The organism is Bacillus inaquosorum, from assembly GCF_023238325.1.
GTDB classification, from domain to species: Bacteria; Bacillota; Bacilli; order Bacillales; family Bacillaceae; genus Bacillus; species Bacillus inaquosorum.
Map to the genome: position 1 here is coordinate 977661 of NZ_CP096592.1, position 14174 is coordinate 991834.

7 protein-coding genes, 16 tRNA genes and 3 rRNA genes are annotated in these 14174 nt (G+C 44.0%); 25 read left to right on the plus strand and 1 reads right to left on the minus strand.

The genetic code is table 11. The annotated features are described in order from the left end of the window. Positions 1-8: 8 nt before the first annotated feature. Positions 9-362, minus strand: a complete 354-nt coding sequence (locus M1M80_RS04800; RefSeq protein ID WP_014113119.1) for a YgzB family protein — start codon at positions 360-362, stop codon at positions 9-11. Between the two features lie 207 nt (positions 363-569). On the opposite strand from M1M80_RS04800, the gene M1M80_RS04805 reads away from it, so the two are divergent. The 25 genes from M1M80_RS04805 (at position 570) to M1M80_RS04925 (ending at position 14146) form a co-directional block, all read left to right on the plus strand. After that, positions 570-1454, plus strand: a complete 885-nt coding sequence (locus M1M80_RS04805) for a nucleotidyltransferase-like protein (RefSeq protein WP_060398223.1) — start codon at positions 570-572, stop codon at positions 1452-1454. Between the two features lie 228 nt (positions 1455-1682). Next, positions 1683-3232 (plus strand): 16S ribosomal RNA (locus M1M80_RS04810). A gap of 169 nt (positions 3233-3401) precedes the next feature. Then, positions 3402-6329: ribosomal RNA gene (locus tag M1M80_RS04815) — 23S ribosomal RNA — on the plus strand. Positions 6330-6442: 113 nt separating this feature from the next. Further along, positions 6443-6558: ribosomal RNA gene (rrf, locus tag M1M80_RS04820) — 5S ribosomal RNA — on the plus strand. Together the 16S, 23S and 5S rRNA genes with 16 tRNA genes alongside form the textbook arrangement of a ribosomal RNA operon. 9 nt (positions 6559-6567) lie before the next feature. Continuing rightward, positions 6568-6642, plus strand: a tRNA-Asn gene (locus tag M1M80_RS04825). Positions 6643-6647: 5 nt separating this feature from the next. Next, positions 6648-6739, plus strand: a tRNA-Ser gene (locus M1M80_RS04830). A 34-nt stretch (positions 6740-6773) separates the two neighbouring features. Continuing rightward, positions 6774-6845 (plus strand) — tRNA-Glu (locus M1M80_RS04835). Between the two features lie 9 nt (positions 6846-6854). Next, positions 6855-6930: transfer RNA gene (locus M1M80_RS04840), tRNA-Val, on the plus strand. 7 nt (positions 6931-6937) lie between these two features. Continuing rightward, a tRNA-Met gene (locus tag M1M80_RS04845) sits at positions 6938-7014 on the plus strand. 14 nt (positions 7015-7028) lie between these two features. After that, positions 7029-7105: transfer RNA gene (locus M1M80_RS04850), tRNA-Asp, on the plus strand. Between the two features lie 12 nt (positions 7106-7117). Continuing rightward, a tRNA-Phe gene (locus tag M1M80_RS04855) sits at positions 7118-7193 on the plus strand. Between the two features lie 5 nt (positions 7194-7198). After that, positions 7199-7271 (plus strand) — tRNA-Thr (locus M1M80_RS04860). Positions 7272-7292: 21 nt separating this feature from the next. Further along, positions 7293-7377 (plus strand) — tRNA-Tyr (locus M1M80_RS04865). A 5-nt stretch (positions 7378-7382) separates the two neighbouring features. Then, positions 7383-7456, plus strand: a tRNA-Trp gene (locus M1M80_RS04870). 24 nt (positions 7457-7480) lie between these two features. Further along, positions 7481-7556: transfer RNA gene (locus M1M80_RS04875), tRNA-His, on the plus strand. 9 nt (positions 7557-7565) lie between these two features. Beyond that, positions 7566-7637, plus strand: a tRNA-Gln gene (locus M1M80_RS04880). Between the two features lie 47 nt (positions 7638-7684). Next, positions 7685-7759 (plus strand) — tRNA-Gly (locus tag M1M80_RS04885). Between the two features lie 5 nt (positions 7760-7764). Next, positions 7765-7835, plus strand: a tRNA-Cys gene (locus M1M80_RS04890). Positions 7836-7842: 7 nt separating this feature from the next. Beyond that, positions 7843-7931, plus strand: a tRNA-Leu gene (locus M1M80_RS04895). A gap of 281 nt (positions 7932-8212) precedes the next feature. Beyond that, positions 8213-8294: transfer RNA gene (locus tag M1M80_RS04900), tRNA-Leu, on the plus strand. A 1073-nt stretch (positions 8295-9367) separates the two neighbouring features. Beyond that, positions 9368-9925, plus strand: a complete 558-nt coding sequence (gene loaP, locus M1M80_RS04905) for an antiterminator LoaP (RefSeq protein WP_060398930.1) — start codon at positions 9368-9370, stop codon at positions 9923-9925. A gap of 152 nt (positions 9926-10077) precedes the next feature. Next, positions 10078-11034: an acyltransferase domain-containing protein gene (locus tag M1M80_RS04910; RefSeq protein ID WP_060398931.1), complete on the plus strand. Its 957-nt coding sequence runs from the start codon at positions 10078-10080 to the stop codon at positions 11032-11034. A gap of 42 nt (positions 11035-11076) precedes the next feature. Beyond that, complete coding sequence (locus M1M80_RS04915; RefSeq protein ID WP_060398932.1) at positions 11077-12435, plus strand: MATE family efflux transporter; 1359 nt, start codon at positions 11077-11079, stop codon at positions 12433-12435. Positions 12436-12519: 84 nt separating this feature from the next. Then, the gene (locus tag M1M80_RS04920) at positions 12520-13188 is read left to right on the plus strand and encodes a class I SAM-dependent methyltransferase (protein WP_060398933.1); all 669 of its coding nucleotides are present in this window, start codon (positions 12520-12522) and stop codon (positions 13186-13188) included. 178 nt (positions 13189-13366) lie between these two features. Beyond that, positions 13367-14146, plus strand: coding sequence for a 4'-phosphopantetheinyl transferase superfamily protein (locus tag M1M80_RS04925; protein ID WP_060398934.1), 780 nt, complete (start codon positions 13367-13369; stop codon positions 14144-14146). Positions 14147-14174 lie beyond the last annotated feature (28 nt).

The following is a 14174-nucleotide window of genomic DNA, read 5'->3' on the forward strand; positions in this document are numbered from 1 at the left end:
AGCTTATTTTATTTGGACATTTTCTTTTTATTATAAGACTCATCAAATTCTTTTCCTTCTAATCCCTTATCTAAAGTTAGCGGCTCTCTGCAATGCATGCACATATCTACTCTTCCTAAAACCTTTGTCTCTTTTTCACAGCCCGGACATATAACGCGAACCGCTTTGGTCGAAAGCATTCCGATCCAAAAGTAAACAACCGTACTGAGACCGATGGATAAAAGCCCAAGTATCATAAACAAACTAGAAAGCAAAACTGACTCTTTGAAAAAGATCCCGATGTACATAATGATAAACCCAACGAAAACCAAACTTAACGCAAATGTTCTGATTTTATTAATTTTGCTGGAGTATTTCGCCATGTCCATCCCCCTCTGATTTAACTATAGCACAAACCCAATGGGATTTTCTTCATGTTTTCGGTTGAACTGGAATTTACATATGGAGACTTACAGTGAAATTGTTTATAATAGTTCAATGTGTTTAGAAAAAAGGAATTTCGTTTTAACCATAGAATTGAATCAAATAGAGAATAAAAAAATTTGAACAATTGCATTGGAGGAATAGTGATGGATAATCTTCTCCGTCCAATTTACCAAGAAAGAGCAAGTCATCCCAATACATTGGCTGTCATTATGATTGAGAGAAGAAACAAAACATCTTCCTTAACAGATAACTTTGATGCTGCTCTGCTGGTAATTGTAAAGGAGGCTGACGAGCCTGTTTTTATAAAGCATTATGAATTTGATCAAAAAACAGCTTCTTTGCATGTGGTAACAGATTCTCAGATTCAAGAATGGATTTTGCTCGGGACAAATAGAAGAATCATAGATTGGATTGTAAATGGCAGAGTCATGTTTGACCGTAATGAATACATTGCCGAGCTGATTGACAGGCTGAGTACATTTCCGTTTGCCGAACGCAAACTGAAGATCGGACTCGAATACGGCAAATTAATCAGAAGATATGTTGAAGGAAAAGCTTTTTTTGAAGCGAATCAATTTTTAGATGCCTACAACGCGGTTGTTCATGCGTTGCATCATTTAGCGCGTATTGAAGTAATCGATAGGGGATTTCACCCGGAAACAACGGTATGGAGCCAAGTGCGCCAGATGGAGCCCCAAGTGTACAAATTATATTCCGAGCTGATTGAAAGTCACGAGAGCTTGGAAAAAAGACTCGAATTATTATTCTTAGCAAATGATTTTCTCATCCATTCCAAAGCTGAGATCGGTTCAGCACATCTTTTCGAAGTAATGAAAGGAAAAGACATTTGGCAATTTGGTGAGCTTCTTCAGCATCCTGACTTAAAGCACTATACCCAAGACCTTGGCGTTATGCTTGATTACCTGACGGAAAAGGGACTTATCAACGTTTGCCAGATAGAAACGAAAGGACAGGCTGTCTATCACCGAGGATATTTTTTTAAAAAAGATGTTGACTCTGATTCTTGACCATGTTATATTATTAAACGTCGCTGATGCGCTTCTGAAAAAACAAGCTCACAGCGGCGGAGAAATAAATTAAAAAACATTTGACAAAAGAAAGTCGAAATGTTATATTAATAAAGTCGCTTCAACAAGAAGTGAAAATGATCTTTGAAAACTAAACAAGACAAAACGTACCTGTTAATTCATTTTTAAATAAATCGCACAGCGATGTGCGTAGTCAGTCAAACTACTTTATCGGAGAGTTTGATCCTGGCTCAGGACGAACGCTGGCGGCGTGCCTAATACATGCAAGTCGAGCGGACAGATGGGAGCTTGCTCCCTGATGTTAGCGGCGGACGGGTGAGTAACACGTGGGTAACCTGCCTGTAAGACTGGGATAACTCCGGGAAACCGGGGCTAATACCGGATGCTTGTTTGAACCGCATGGTTCAAACATAAAAGGTGGCTTCGGCTACCACTTACAGATGGACCCGCGGCGCATTAGCTAGTTGGTGAGGTAACGGCTCACCAAGGCAACGATGCGTAGCCGACCTGAGAGGGTGATCGGCCACACTGGGACTGAGACACGGCCCAGACTCCTACGGGAGGCAGCAGTAGGGAATCTTCCGCAATGGACGAAAGTCTGACGGAGCAACGCCGCGTGAGTGATGAAGGTTTTCGGATCGTAAAGCTCTGTTGTTAGGGAAGAACAAGTACCGTTCGAATAGGGCGGTACCTTGACGGTACCTAACCAGAAAGCCACGGCTAACTACGTGCCAGCAGCCGCGGTAATACGTAGGTGGCAAGCGTTGTCCGGAATTATTGGGCGTAAAGGGCTCGCAGGCGGTTTCTTAAGTCTGATGTGAAAGCCCCCGGCTCAACCGGGGAGGGTCATTGGAAACTGGGGAACTTGAGTGCAGAAGAGGAGAGTGGAATTCCACGTGTAGCGGTGAAATGCGTAGAGATGTGGAGGAACACCAGTGGCGAAGGCGACTCTCTGGTCTGTAACTGACGCTGAGGAGCGAAAGCGTGGGGAGCGAACAGGATTAGATACCCTGGTAGTCCACGCCGTAAACGATGAGTGCTAAGTGTTAGGGGGTTTCCGCCCCTTAGTGCTGCAGCTAACGCATTAAGCACTCCGCCTGGGGAGTACGGTCGCAAGACTGAAACTCAAAGGAATTGACGGGGGCCCGCACAAGCGGTGGAGCATGTGGTTTAATTCGAAGCAACGCGAAGAACCTTACCAGGTCTTGACATCCTCTGACAATCCTAGAGATAGGACGTCCCCTTCGGGGGCAGAGTGACAGGTGGTGCATGGTTGTCGTCAGCTCGTGTCGTGAGATGTTGGGTTAAGTCCCGCAACGAGCGCAACCCTTGATCTTAGTTGCCAGCATTCAGTTGGGCACTCTAAGGTGACTGCCGGTGACAAACCGGAGGAAGGTGGGGATGACGTCAAATCATCATGCCCCTTATGACCTGGGCTACACACGTGCTACAATGGACAGAACAAAGGGCAGCGAAACCGCGAGGTTAAGCCAATCCCACAAATCTGTTCTCAGTTCGGATCGCAGTCTGCAACTCGACTGCGTGAAGCTGGAATCGCTAGTAATCGCGGATCAGCATGCCGCGGTGAATACGTTCCCGGGCCTTGTACACACCGCCCGTCACACCACGAGAGTTTGTAACACCCGAAGTCGGTGAGGTAACCTTTTAGGAGCCAGCCGCCGAAGGTGGGACAGATGATTGGGGTGAAGTCGTAACAAGGTAGCCGTATCGGAAGGTGCGGCTGGATCACCTCCTTTCTAAGGATATTTACGGAATATAAGACCTTGGGTCTTATAAACAGAACGTTCCCTGTCTTGTTTAGTTTTGAAGGATCATTCCTTCGAAACGTGTTCTTTGAAAACTAGATAACAGTAGACATCACATTCAATTAGTAAGACAAGATATCACATAGTGATTCTTTTTAACGGTTAAGTTAGAAAGGGCGCACGGTGGATGCCTTGGCACTAGGAGCCGATGAAGGACGGGACGAACACCGATATGCTTCGGGGAGCTGTAAGCAAGCTTTGATCCGGAGATTTCCGAATGGGGAAACCCACCACTCGTAATGGAGTGGTATCCATATCTGAATTCATAGGATATGAGAAGGCAGACCCGGGGAACTGAAACATCTAAGTACCCGGAGGAAGAGAAAGCAAATGCGATTCCCTGAGTAGCGGCGAGCGAAACGGGATTAGCCCAAACCAAGAGGCTTGCCTCTTGGGGTTGTAGGACACTCTGTACGGAGTTACAAAAGAACGAGGTAGATGAAGAGGTCTGGAAAGGCCCGCCATAGGAGGTAACAGCCCTGTAGTCAAAACTTCGTTCTCTCCTGAGTGGATCCTGAGTACGGCGGAACACGTGAAATTCCGTCGGAATCCGGGAGGACCATCTCCCAAGGCTAAATACTCCCTAGTGACCGATAGTGAACCAGTACCGTGAGGGAAAGGTGAAAAGCACCCCGGAAGGGGAGTGAAAGAGATCCTGAAACCGTGTGCCTACAAGTAGTCAGAGCCCGTTAACGGGTGATGGCGTGCCTTTTGTAGAATGAACCGGCGAGTTACGATCCCGTGCAAGGTTAAGCAGAAGATGCGGAGCCGCAGCGAAAGCGAGTCTGAATAGGGCGCATGAGTACGTGGTCGTAGACCCGAAACCAGGTGATCTACCCATGTCCAGGGTGAAGTTCAGGTAACACTGAATGGAGGCCCGAACCCACGCACGTTGAAAAGTGCGGGGATGAGGTGTGGGTAGGGGTGAAATGCCAATCGAACCTGGAGATAGCTGGTTCTCTCCGAAATAGCTTTAGGGCTAGCCTCAAGGTAAGAGTCTTGGAGGTAGAGCACTGATTGGACTAGGGGCCCCTACCGGGTTACCGAATTCAGTCAAACTCCGAATGCCAATGACTTATCCTTGGGAGTCAGACTGCGAGTGATAAGATCCGTAGTCGAAAGGGAAACAGCCCAGACCGCCAGCTAAGGTCCCAAAGTATACGTTAAGTGGAAAAGGATGTGGAGTTGCTTAGACAACCAGGATGTTGGCTTAGAAGCAGCCACCATTTAAAGAGTGCGTAATAGCTCACTGGTCGAGTGACTCTGCGCCGAAAATGTACCGGGGCTAAACGTATCACCGAAGCTGCGGACTGTTCTTCGAACAGTGGTAGGAGAGCGTTCTAAGGGCTGTGAAGCCAGACCGGAAGGACTGGTGGAGCGCTTAGAAGTGAGAATGCCGGTATGAGTAGCGAAAGAGGGGTGAGAATCCCCTCCACCGAATGCCTAAGGTTTCCTGAGGAAGGCTCGTCCGCTCAGGGTTAGTCGGGACCTAAGCCGAGGCCGAAAGGCGTAGGCGATGGACAACAGGTTGATATTCCTGTACCACCTCCTCACCATTTGAGCAATGGGGGGACGCAGGAGGATAGGGTAAGCGCGGTATTGGATATCCGCGTCCAAGCAGTTAGGCTGGGAAATAGGCAAATCCGTTTCCCATAAGGCTGAGCTGTGATGGCGAGCGAAATATAGTAGCGAAGTTCCTGATTCCACACTGCCAAGAAAAGCCTCTAGCGAGGTGAGAGGTGCCCGTACCGCAAACCGACACAGGTAGGCGAGGAGAGAATCCTAAGGTGATCGAGAGAACTCTCGTTAAGGAACTCGGCAAAATGACCCCGTAACTTCGGGAGAAGGGGTGCTCTGTTAGGGTGCAAGCCCGAGAGAGCCGCAGTGAATAGGCCCAGGCGACTGTTTAGCAAAAACACAGGTCTCTGCGAAGCCGTAAGGCGAAGTATAGGGGCTGACGCCTGCCCGGTGCTGGAAGGTTAAGAGGAGCGCTTAGCGTAAGCGAAGGTGCGAATTGAAGCCCCAGTAAACGGCGGCCGTAACTATAACGGTCCTAAGGTAGCGAAATTCCTTGTCGGGTAAGTTCCGACCCGCACGAAAGGCGCAACGATCTGGGCACTGTCTCAACGAGAGACTCGGTGAAATTATAGTACCTGTGAAGATGCAGGTTACCCGCGACAGGACGGAAAGACCCCGTGGAGCTTTACTGCAGCCTGATATTGAATGTTGGTACAGCTTGTACAGGATAGGTAGGAGCCTTGGAAACCGGAGCGCCAGCTTCGGTGGAGGCATCGGTGGGATACTACCCTGGCTGTATTGACCTTCTAACCCGCCGCCCTTATCGGGCGGGGAGACAGTGTCAGGTGGGCAGTTTGACTGGGGCGGTCGCCTCCTAAAAGGTAACGGAGGCGCCCAAAGGTTCCCTCAGAATGGTTGGAAATCATTCGCAGAGTGTAAAGGCACAAGGGAGCTTGACTGCGAGACCTACAAGTCGAGCAGGGACGAAAGTCGGGCTTAGTGATCCGGTGGTTCCGCATGGAAGGGCCATCGCTCAACGGATAAAAGCTACCCCGGGGATAACAGGCTTATCTCCCCCAAGAGTCCACATCGACGGGGAGGTTTGGCACCTCGATGTCGGCTCATCGCATCCTGGGGCTGTAGTCGGTCCCAAGGGTTGGGCTGTTCGCCCATTAAAGCGGTACGCGAGCTGGGTTCAGAACGTCGTGAGACAGTTCGGTCCCTATCCGTCGCGGGCGCAGGAAATTTGAGAGGAGCTGTCCTTAGTACGAGAGGACCGGGATGGACGCACCGCTGGTGTACCAGTTGTTCTGCCAAGGGCATCGCTGGGTAGCTATGTGCGGACGGGATAAGTGCTGAAAGCATCTAAGCATGAAGCCCCCCTCAAGATGAGATTTCCCATTCCGCAAGGAAGTAAGATCCCTGAAAGATGATCAGGTTGATAGGTCTGAGGTGGAAGTGTGGCGACACATGGAGCTGACAGATACTAATCGATCGAGGACTTAACCACATTTCTAATCATGATGTCACATCTGTTATCTAGTTTTGAGAGAATAAGTTTTTACAAAAAACACTTGATTTTCTCAAGAATACATAGTATAATGTTAAATGTCACTGAAATTGTCTGGTGATGATGGCGAAGAGGTCACACCCGTTCCCATACCGAACACGGAAGTTAAGCTCTTCAGCGCCGATGGTAGTCGGGGGTTTCCCCCTGTGAGAGTAGGACATCGCCAGGCAGACTTCATTCCGCAGTAGCTCAGTGGTAGAGCTATCGGCTGTTAACCGATCGGTCGTAGGTTCGAATCCTACCTGCGGAGCCATTATTGGAGAGCTGTCCGAGTGGTCGAAGGAGCACGATTGGAAATCGTGTAGGCGGTCAACTCCGTCTCAAGGGTTCGAATCCCTTGCTCTCCGCCACTGATACTTATACATAATCACAATTGAAAGTCTGGGCCCGTTGGTCAAGCGGTTAAGACACCGCCCTTTCACGGCGGTAACACGGGTTCGAATCCCGTACGGGTCATTATATGATGGAGGATTAGCTCAGCTGGGAGAGCATCTGCCTTACAAGCAGAGGGTCGGCGGTTCGAGCCCGTCATCCTCCACCATTATCATCGCGGGGTGGAGCAGTTCGGTAGCTCGTCGGGCTCATAACCCGAAGGTCGCAGGTTCAAATCCTGCCCCCGCAACCAAAATAATTCAATACGGTCCGGTAGTTCAGTTGGTTAGAATGCCTGCCTGTCACGCAGGAGGTCGCGGGTTCGAGTCCCGTCCGGACCGCCATTTAAATAATAAGGCTCGGTAGCTCAGTTGGTAGAGCAACGGACTGAAAATCCGTGTGTCGGCGGTTCGATTCCGTCCCGAGCCACCACCTATGCCGGTGTAGCTCAATTGGTAGAGCAACTGACTTGTAATCAGTAGGTTGGGGGTTCAAGTCCTCTTGCCGGCACTGTTTTTCAAAACTTAATGTGGAGGGGTAGCGAAGTGGCTAAACGCGGCGGACTGTAAATCCGCTCCCTCAGGGTTCGGCAGTTCGAATCTGCCCCCCTCCACCATTTATAGGGGCATAGTTTAACGGTAGAACAGAGGTCTCCAAAACCTCCGGTGTGGGTTCGATTCCTACTGCCCCTGCCAAATTTATGACATCTTGAGATTATGGCGGTTGTGGCGAAGTGGTTAACGCACCAGATTGTGGCTCTGGCACTCGTGGGTTCGATTCCCATCAATCGCCCCATATTATCATTGGGCTATAGCCAAGCGGTAAGGCAACGGACTTTGACTCCGTCATGCGTTGGTTCGAATCCAGCTAGCCCAGTCTCACTTTTATATCAACTGCATATGATGTATTAAGTTCCTTAAGATGCGGAAGTAGTTCAGTGGTAGAACACCACCTTGCCAAGGTGGGGGTCGCGGGTTCGAATCCCGTCTTCCGCTCCAATTACGGCGGCATAGCCAAGTGGTAAGGCAGAGGTCTGCAAAACCTTTATCCCCGGTTCGAATCCGGGTGTCGCCTTTCTTTTGCCGGGGTGGTGGAATTGGCAGACACACAGGACTTAAAATCCTGCGGTAGGTGACTACCGTGCCGGTTCAAGTCCGGCCCTCGGCACCAATTTTACTTACTTGGTAAGTTGAATTGGTGTTTACGTGTTTAAACTATAACTAATCATATTAATGATCTACTCAAGTAGATCATTTTTTTATTGCTTTGATTTATCATAAGCAGCTAAGTTCCGATACATGATCATAAAGCTGCTTGAGCCATTATGTTTAGCTAAGTCTCTTAACACTTTTTTATTATTATATTTCCAAAAAAACTTTTTTGAAATACGTTGACACTTTAAAAGATCCATGATATATTTATATTCGTCGGTTAGATACGACGAAAAACTTGCCGGTGTGGCGGAATTGGCAGACGCGCACGACTCAAAATCGTGTTCCTTCTGGAGTGTCGGTTCGACCCCGACCACCGGTATATACTTGGTATTAACAAGATATATCAGTTTATTATTATGGAATGAAGATAGGTAATTACCTATCTTTTTTTGTTTGCACATAATAATATTAGTAAGGTCGGTGTTACTGTGGCCCACTTACAAAAGCTTCCTTTGTATTGTTATTTTGCAGATTTTCAGTTGCATATCGACTGACTTGTTAGGACGTAGATATCTGGCTACGTTGCCTGTGCCTGTTTCTTACTTGGAAAGGTGAAAAGAGGTACCGCCTGTTCAGTCTCCAAAAAACATGAAACAAACTCTTCCACATATCAAAGCAAATAAAAGTAATATTACCAATTAAAGAAACCTAGGCTTCAACCTTGTATCCTGATATTATGCCCTCTATGTATAGATAATGTAAAGCCACTTATCAGAAGTGACTGTTACTCCATACTTAGAGGCTTTTTTTGAAAAGGATAAATTTTTTAAAAAAACTAAGATTATTGGTCTTCATACATGTTTATGTAAAAGAAACAAAAGGTATAAGCAGGTAACCTTTTAATTTAGCAACCCAATTCTACTGTTTACTTGAAATAGATAAGGCTATCGCAAGAAGCATTCTTTATAACATATAATTACTTAATCTTGTGCGCTTCTCTACATGAAACTTTATACCAGATTTATTTTTAGCATTACTAACAATTTTGTCTTTTACCGTGCATAGTATTATAATTCCTATGTTGTCACAAAGTATCCGTATTTATGAATTTTTCGATATTTCATATTTACATTTAGAAGAATTATTAGTAAACTTTAACTGTAAATGGAATTACAAATAGGATAGAACAAATGTTGTATTACTCATTAAAAGTTTACTTTAAGCTAACTAAATATTTTTGTATACGCTGTGTAATACTTCAACTGTTTTTTCTTTTCCGGGGACCTATACTTGTTCTATTTCACATAAAAAGAACCACAGAAAGTTAATCGTTGTTTCGGCACGTTAATGGACTAAGGGGATAATAGAGAGTGTTAGCGTAGTGCTGGTTACTCCTGGACGATAGGGCGAAGCTATGCCTTTATTCAAATGTTGAAAGGGATGGGTATTTGAATGTCTTGGTATGTCCTTTATGTCGAAACAGGTCAAGAAGAAATTGTGAAATGTTTGATCAAAAAGTATTTTGCTGAATTAATAATTGAGGTAATTGTTCCGAAAAGAAAGATACGAGAAAAGCGACAAGGTAAACTATATGAGGCAAGTAGACTTTTATTCCCAGGGTATGTATTTCTTAATACGTATATGAATATAGACATATACTATGGACTCAAAAAAATACCAAGATGTTTCCGTCTTCTTAATTCATATAAATATAAAACTGATTATCTGGTAGACGATGTGAGTCATAATATAACTAGTGTCTTTTGCACGATTGAAGAAAAAGAGATCGCGCCAATTCTTCAGTTATTGCAACAAAATGAAACAATTGGTTTTTCGCAAATTTATAAAGAAAATTCAGAAATAACTGTCATTTCTGGTCCTTTAAAGGGTCTTGAAGGAATTATAAAAAAAATCGATAAGCGTAAAAACAGAGCCAAAATTGAGTTGAATTTTATGGGAGTAATAAAATTGGTTGATGTGGGAGTTGAAGTGTTAACCAGAGACAGCTAAATAAAGTCTTAATATTTAAAAATTTAAACTTGTAAATTAGCCCCCTTTCCAAGGGAAAATTCATATTTCTCTTGGAAAGGGGACTTTTTGTATGTCAGACTTTAGCTAATTTTATCAGGGGAGTGGTGTCTATTGTTAGGTGTGATGAGGTTATGAAGGAAAAAATCATTTTTATGTTTTCGGGACAAGGCACTCAATACTTTAAAATGGGAAGGGAGTTGTATGAACATGAATCGATTTTCAGTAAAAACATGGGTCAGCTGGATGCGGTATTTCAAAAAGCCACTGGAAAATCGATAATTAATTATATCTACAATGAACATCGTTTAAAAAGCGATATTTTTAGTGACTTGTTCTATACGCACCCTGCAATTTTTATAACAGAAGTTGCTTTGGCTCGTTTGCTGGTTTCAAAAGGGATACGTCCTCATGCGGTAATAGGGTCTAGTATGGGTGAATATGCTGCTGCTGTAGTGGCTGATGTTTTCCATCCAGAAGAGGTTCTAAATATTTTGATAGATCAAGTTCAGCTATTGAATAAGTTCAGTTCACCGGGAGGAATGATGGCGATCCTAGATACACATAAAATTTATGATGAGGTTCCAATTCTTCATCATCATGCCAATCTCGCTGCAATTAACAATGAATCCCATTTTGTAATAAGTGCTAATCAGGAAGGAATAAATACGGTGGAGCGATATCTTCGCTTAAAAGAAATTACTTATCATAAGCTACCTGTAACAATTCCATTCCATTCTGAGCATATTGAATTGGCGAGCGAAGCAGTTCAAGAGAGTTTGTCTCAAATATCATTTAAATCACCGTGTCTTCCGTTTTATTCCTCTGTGACTGGGAAAAAACTAGAACATTTGACTGCTGAGTATTTTTGGAATGTGCTAAAAAAGCCAATCCATTTTATTAGAGCTTTAACAGAAGCGGTGGATCATGGAGGGACAATTTTGATAGATTTAGGGCCTTCAGGCACATTAGCCAACCTAGCCAAAGCTCATTTTAGGAATCGTACAGATATATCTATTTTTAGTATTCTTTCACCATATACTGATAACGTCAGGGCATTAGAAAGTGTGTATACCAAGAGTGTCCAATAATGTGAAAATGAATCAAAAAAGACTAAGGAGGAAGATAATAGAGTGAATAAAAGAATTATTCAGTTGGCCTTTCCAATTTTTATTGAAAGTGCTCTGGTTATGGTTGATGGTCTTATTCATATAATTTGGGTTGGGCAATTAGTTGGCGGTAAGGCAGTAGCTGCGGTAGGTGCTTGCTTTCCTATCATTTTGGCAATGTCAGCAATCGCTAACGGAGCGGCAAAATTAACTTCAACACCCATGTTACAGCGTTTTCTTTCTAAGAAAAATCGAGATGATGTGGTGCAAAAACAAATTAATGTCTCATGGTCTTTTGCCATCTTTATAGTACTGCTTGTGTCAGTGGGAATTTATCTTGGTGCTCAATGGATTCTAAAAATGCTGGGAACACCTGAGGGTATTATTGAACTGGCAATAGGATATCTTCAAATTATGGCCATTGGTTTCACTATTATGTATTTCTCATTTTTAATTACATCCCTGCTGAGGGATGTTGGGTATACGTTTGCACGGATGCTTTTTATTGTGATTGCCACAGCTGGAAATTTAGTGCTGGTCCCCATGTGGATTATAGGGATCGGTCCCTTTCCTAAGTTAGGATTATATGGGGCAGTATTTGCTTCTTTTATTGTTTCGATTATTGCTATCATCGTTTCTGTGGGCTATCTCTTACGACATTATAAAGGCTTACTCATTAAACCGACAAAATTAAGATGGGATCGCGACATCCTAGTTCCATTATTACCGATAAGCATCCCTGTTTTTATACAACAGTTTCTATTGGCTTTGGGGTACACATGCATTATTATTTTTGTCAATCCTTTTGGGATTGATGCGACAGCGGCATTCTATATCATTAGCCGAATTGATTCCCTTGTGGCACTACCGGCAATTGCGGTTATGATTGCTATGACGATCCTAACAAAACAATTGGTGCAGGGGGAGAAACTGGAGAGAATCAAGAGTCTTTTTCATTGGGGGCTACTCATTAATTTTCCATTTACATTTTTAATAGCATTGTCCTGTTTTCTCTTCCCTGAATGGATTATAAGGATCTTTATAACTACCCCATCTATTGTCACGATTGGTGCGGATTATTTGAAAATCATCTGCTTTGGCTATCTCCTTTTTACACTTTTATATGCTTGTAATGGCATCATTAACGGGGCTGGAAAAGGAGGGGTCACCTTAGTTTTTTCCTTAGCTTCCCTCCTTGTAATCAGGGTGCCTGCTGCAGCGATACTTACACAAGCGGGCTTTAAAGTAACGGGCGTATGGTTCGCAGTTCTAACTAGCTTTATCGCGTTGGCAATATGCAGTTGGTTATATTATCTATCTGGTTTATGGAAGAAAAAATTGGATGTTAAAGAAATGAAAACACAGGGAGTTATGCCATCTTAAATGAGTTAGACCGCTGAGCGGCTAACTTTTGAAGCTCAGGTCACAGGAGAAGGGAAAATATTATCTTTGAAGGAGTGATGAGATATGTCTGAAAATCCAACCAAGAGTTACAAGGGACCGGGTATGAACGGTGTTATTGGTACTTGGTATGCGAAGAACACACAGAAAAAAATCGAAAAATATACACGGGATGCGAAAAAGGTTTTAAAGGCCTTATCTGATGGGGATTCTGTGCTGGAGCTAGCTCCTGGTCCTGGCTATTTATCGATTGAACTGGCTAAGTTAGGGAATTTTCAGATTTCCGGGGTGGATATTAGCGATAAGTTTGTACACATGGCACAGAACAATGCCGGCAAAGCAGGGGTGGACGTTGATTTTCGTCATGGTGATGCGGCACAGATCCCGTTTGATGATGAATCCTTTAATTTGGTCGTTTGCCGGGCGGCTTTTAAGAATTTTGCTCAACCGGTCATAGCACTAAATGAGATGAAAAGAGTATTAAAACCGGGAGGTAAGGCAGTTATCATCGATTTTAAAGGGGATGTGCCCAAAGCAGATATCAATAAATTTGTAACGGATGATATGGGATTCAAAGGACTGAATGCCATGATTATTAAGTGGATGTTTCGAAATGTAGTGATTAAGCAAGCCTATACGAAAGAGAAGTTTATGGCATTCGTCAAAGAGAGTAACTTTGAGACATGTGACTTAAAAGAAGGTCTCATTGGAATAGAGGCATGGTTAGAGAGATAGTTGACAGCGTTTGTAAATGAAAATAGATATTGATATTTTGATGGAGTCAAAGGAACTTATTCTTCGAGACTCTCTTTTTTATTTCAAAATCGGGGTTTTGATTATCATGCATTGAAATGATTTTGATAGCTATAAGTTTAGATAAAGCATATTTCACTGGTGAGAAAGGATGAATAGGATGCACAATGAAAACTTGCCGATGCTGTGGACAACCCGCCTGGCTTTTAAAAGGGAGGAAGAACAGGACTTTCCATCGACTTGTTGCCTATGCTATTCAGACTCATTTCACGATTATCTACAAACAAAATCATTTCTTCATCCAAAGGAAAGGGTCTATTTTAGCCAATTGCAGTTTAATAGGAGAATAAAAAGCTACCTGGCGGGCAGATATGCAGGAAAAAATGCTGTATCACTGCTAAGTGGGGAAGAGAAATTAAGTGCAATTGCAATTGAACCGGGGATTTTCCATCAACCGGTTGTTCACTTTCCAGGCAGGTCAGCAATTCAAGTCACCATCTCTCATTGTGATGATTTAGGCATGGCACTCGCATATCCGGATACCTGCCCACTAGGTGTTGATATTGAGCGGCTTCAAGCGGATAAACAAGCGGTATTGGCTGGTCAGATGACGGCTGAAGAGCATGGTTTGATACAATCACTGCCTTTTTCTTCAGTTCATTCGCTCACCCTTTTCTGGACAGTCAAAGAAAGCTTGTCTAAAGTGTTGAAAACGGGGTTTACATCCCCGATTGACATCTTTGCCATTCGTACAGTGGAGGTAGCCCATCCTGTGGTAACAAGCTACTTTGAAAACTTTCCACAGTATTGTGCCACCTCGTTTTTTTTTACATCTTATATTTGTTCCATTACCCATCCAAAAGGAGTTGATTGGCCAAAAGACTCTATTTACCGCTTATTATCTCAGGTAACGCCAGTATTGGAGAGGATAAATACATAGATTGATGGTATGCCAATAACCCGATGTT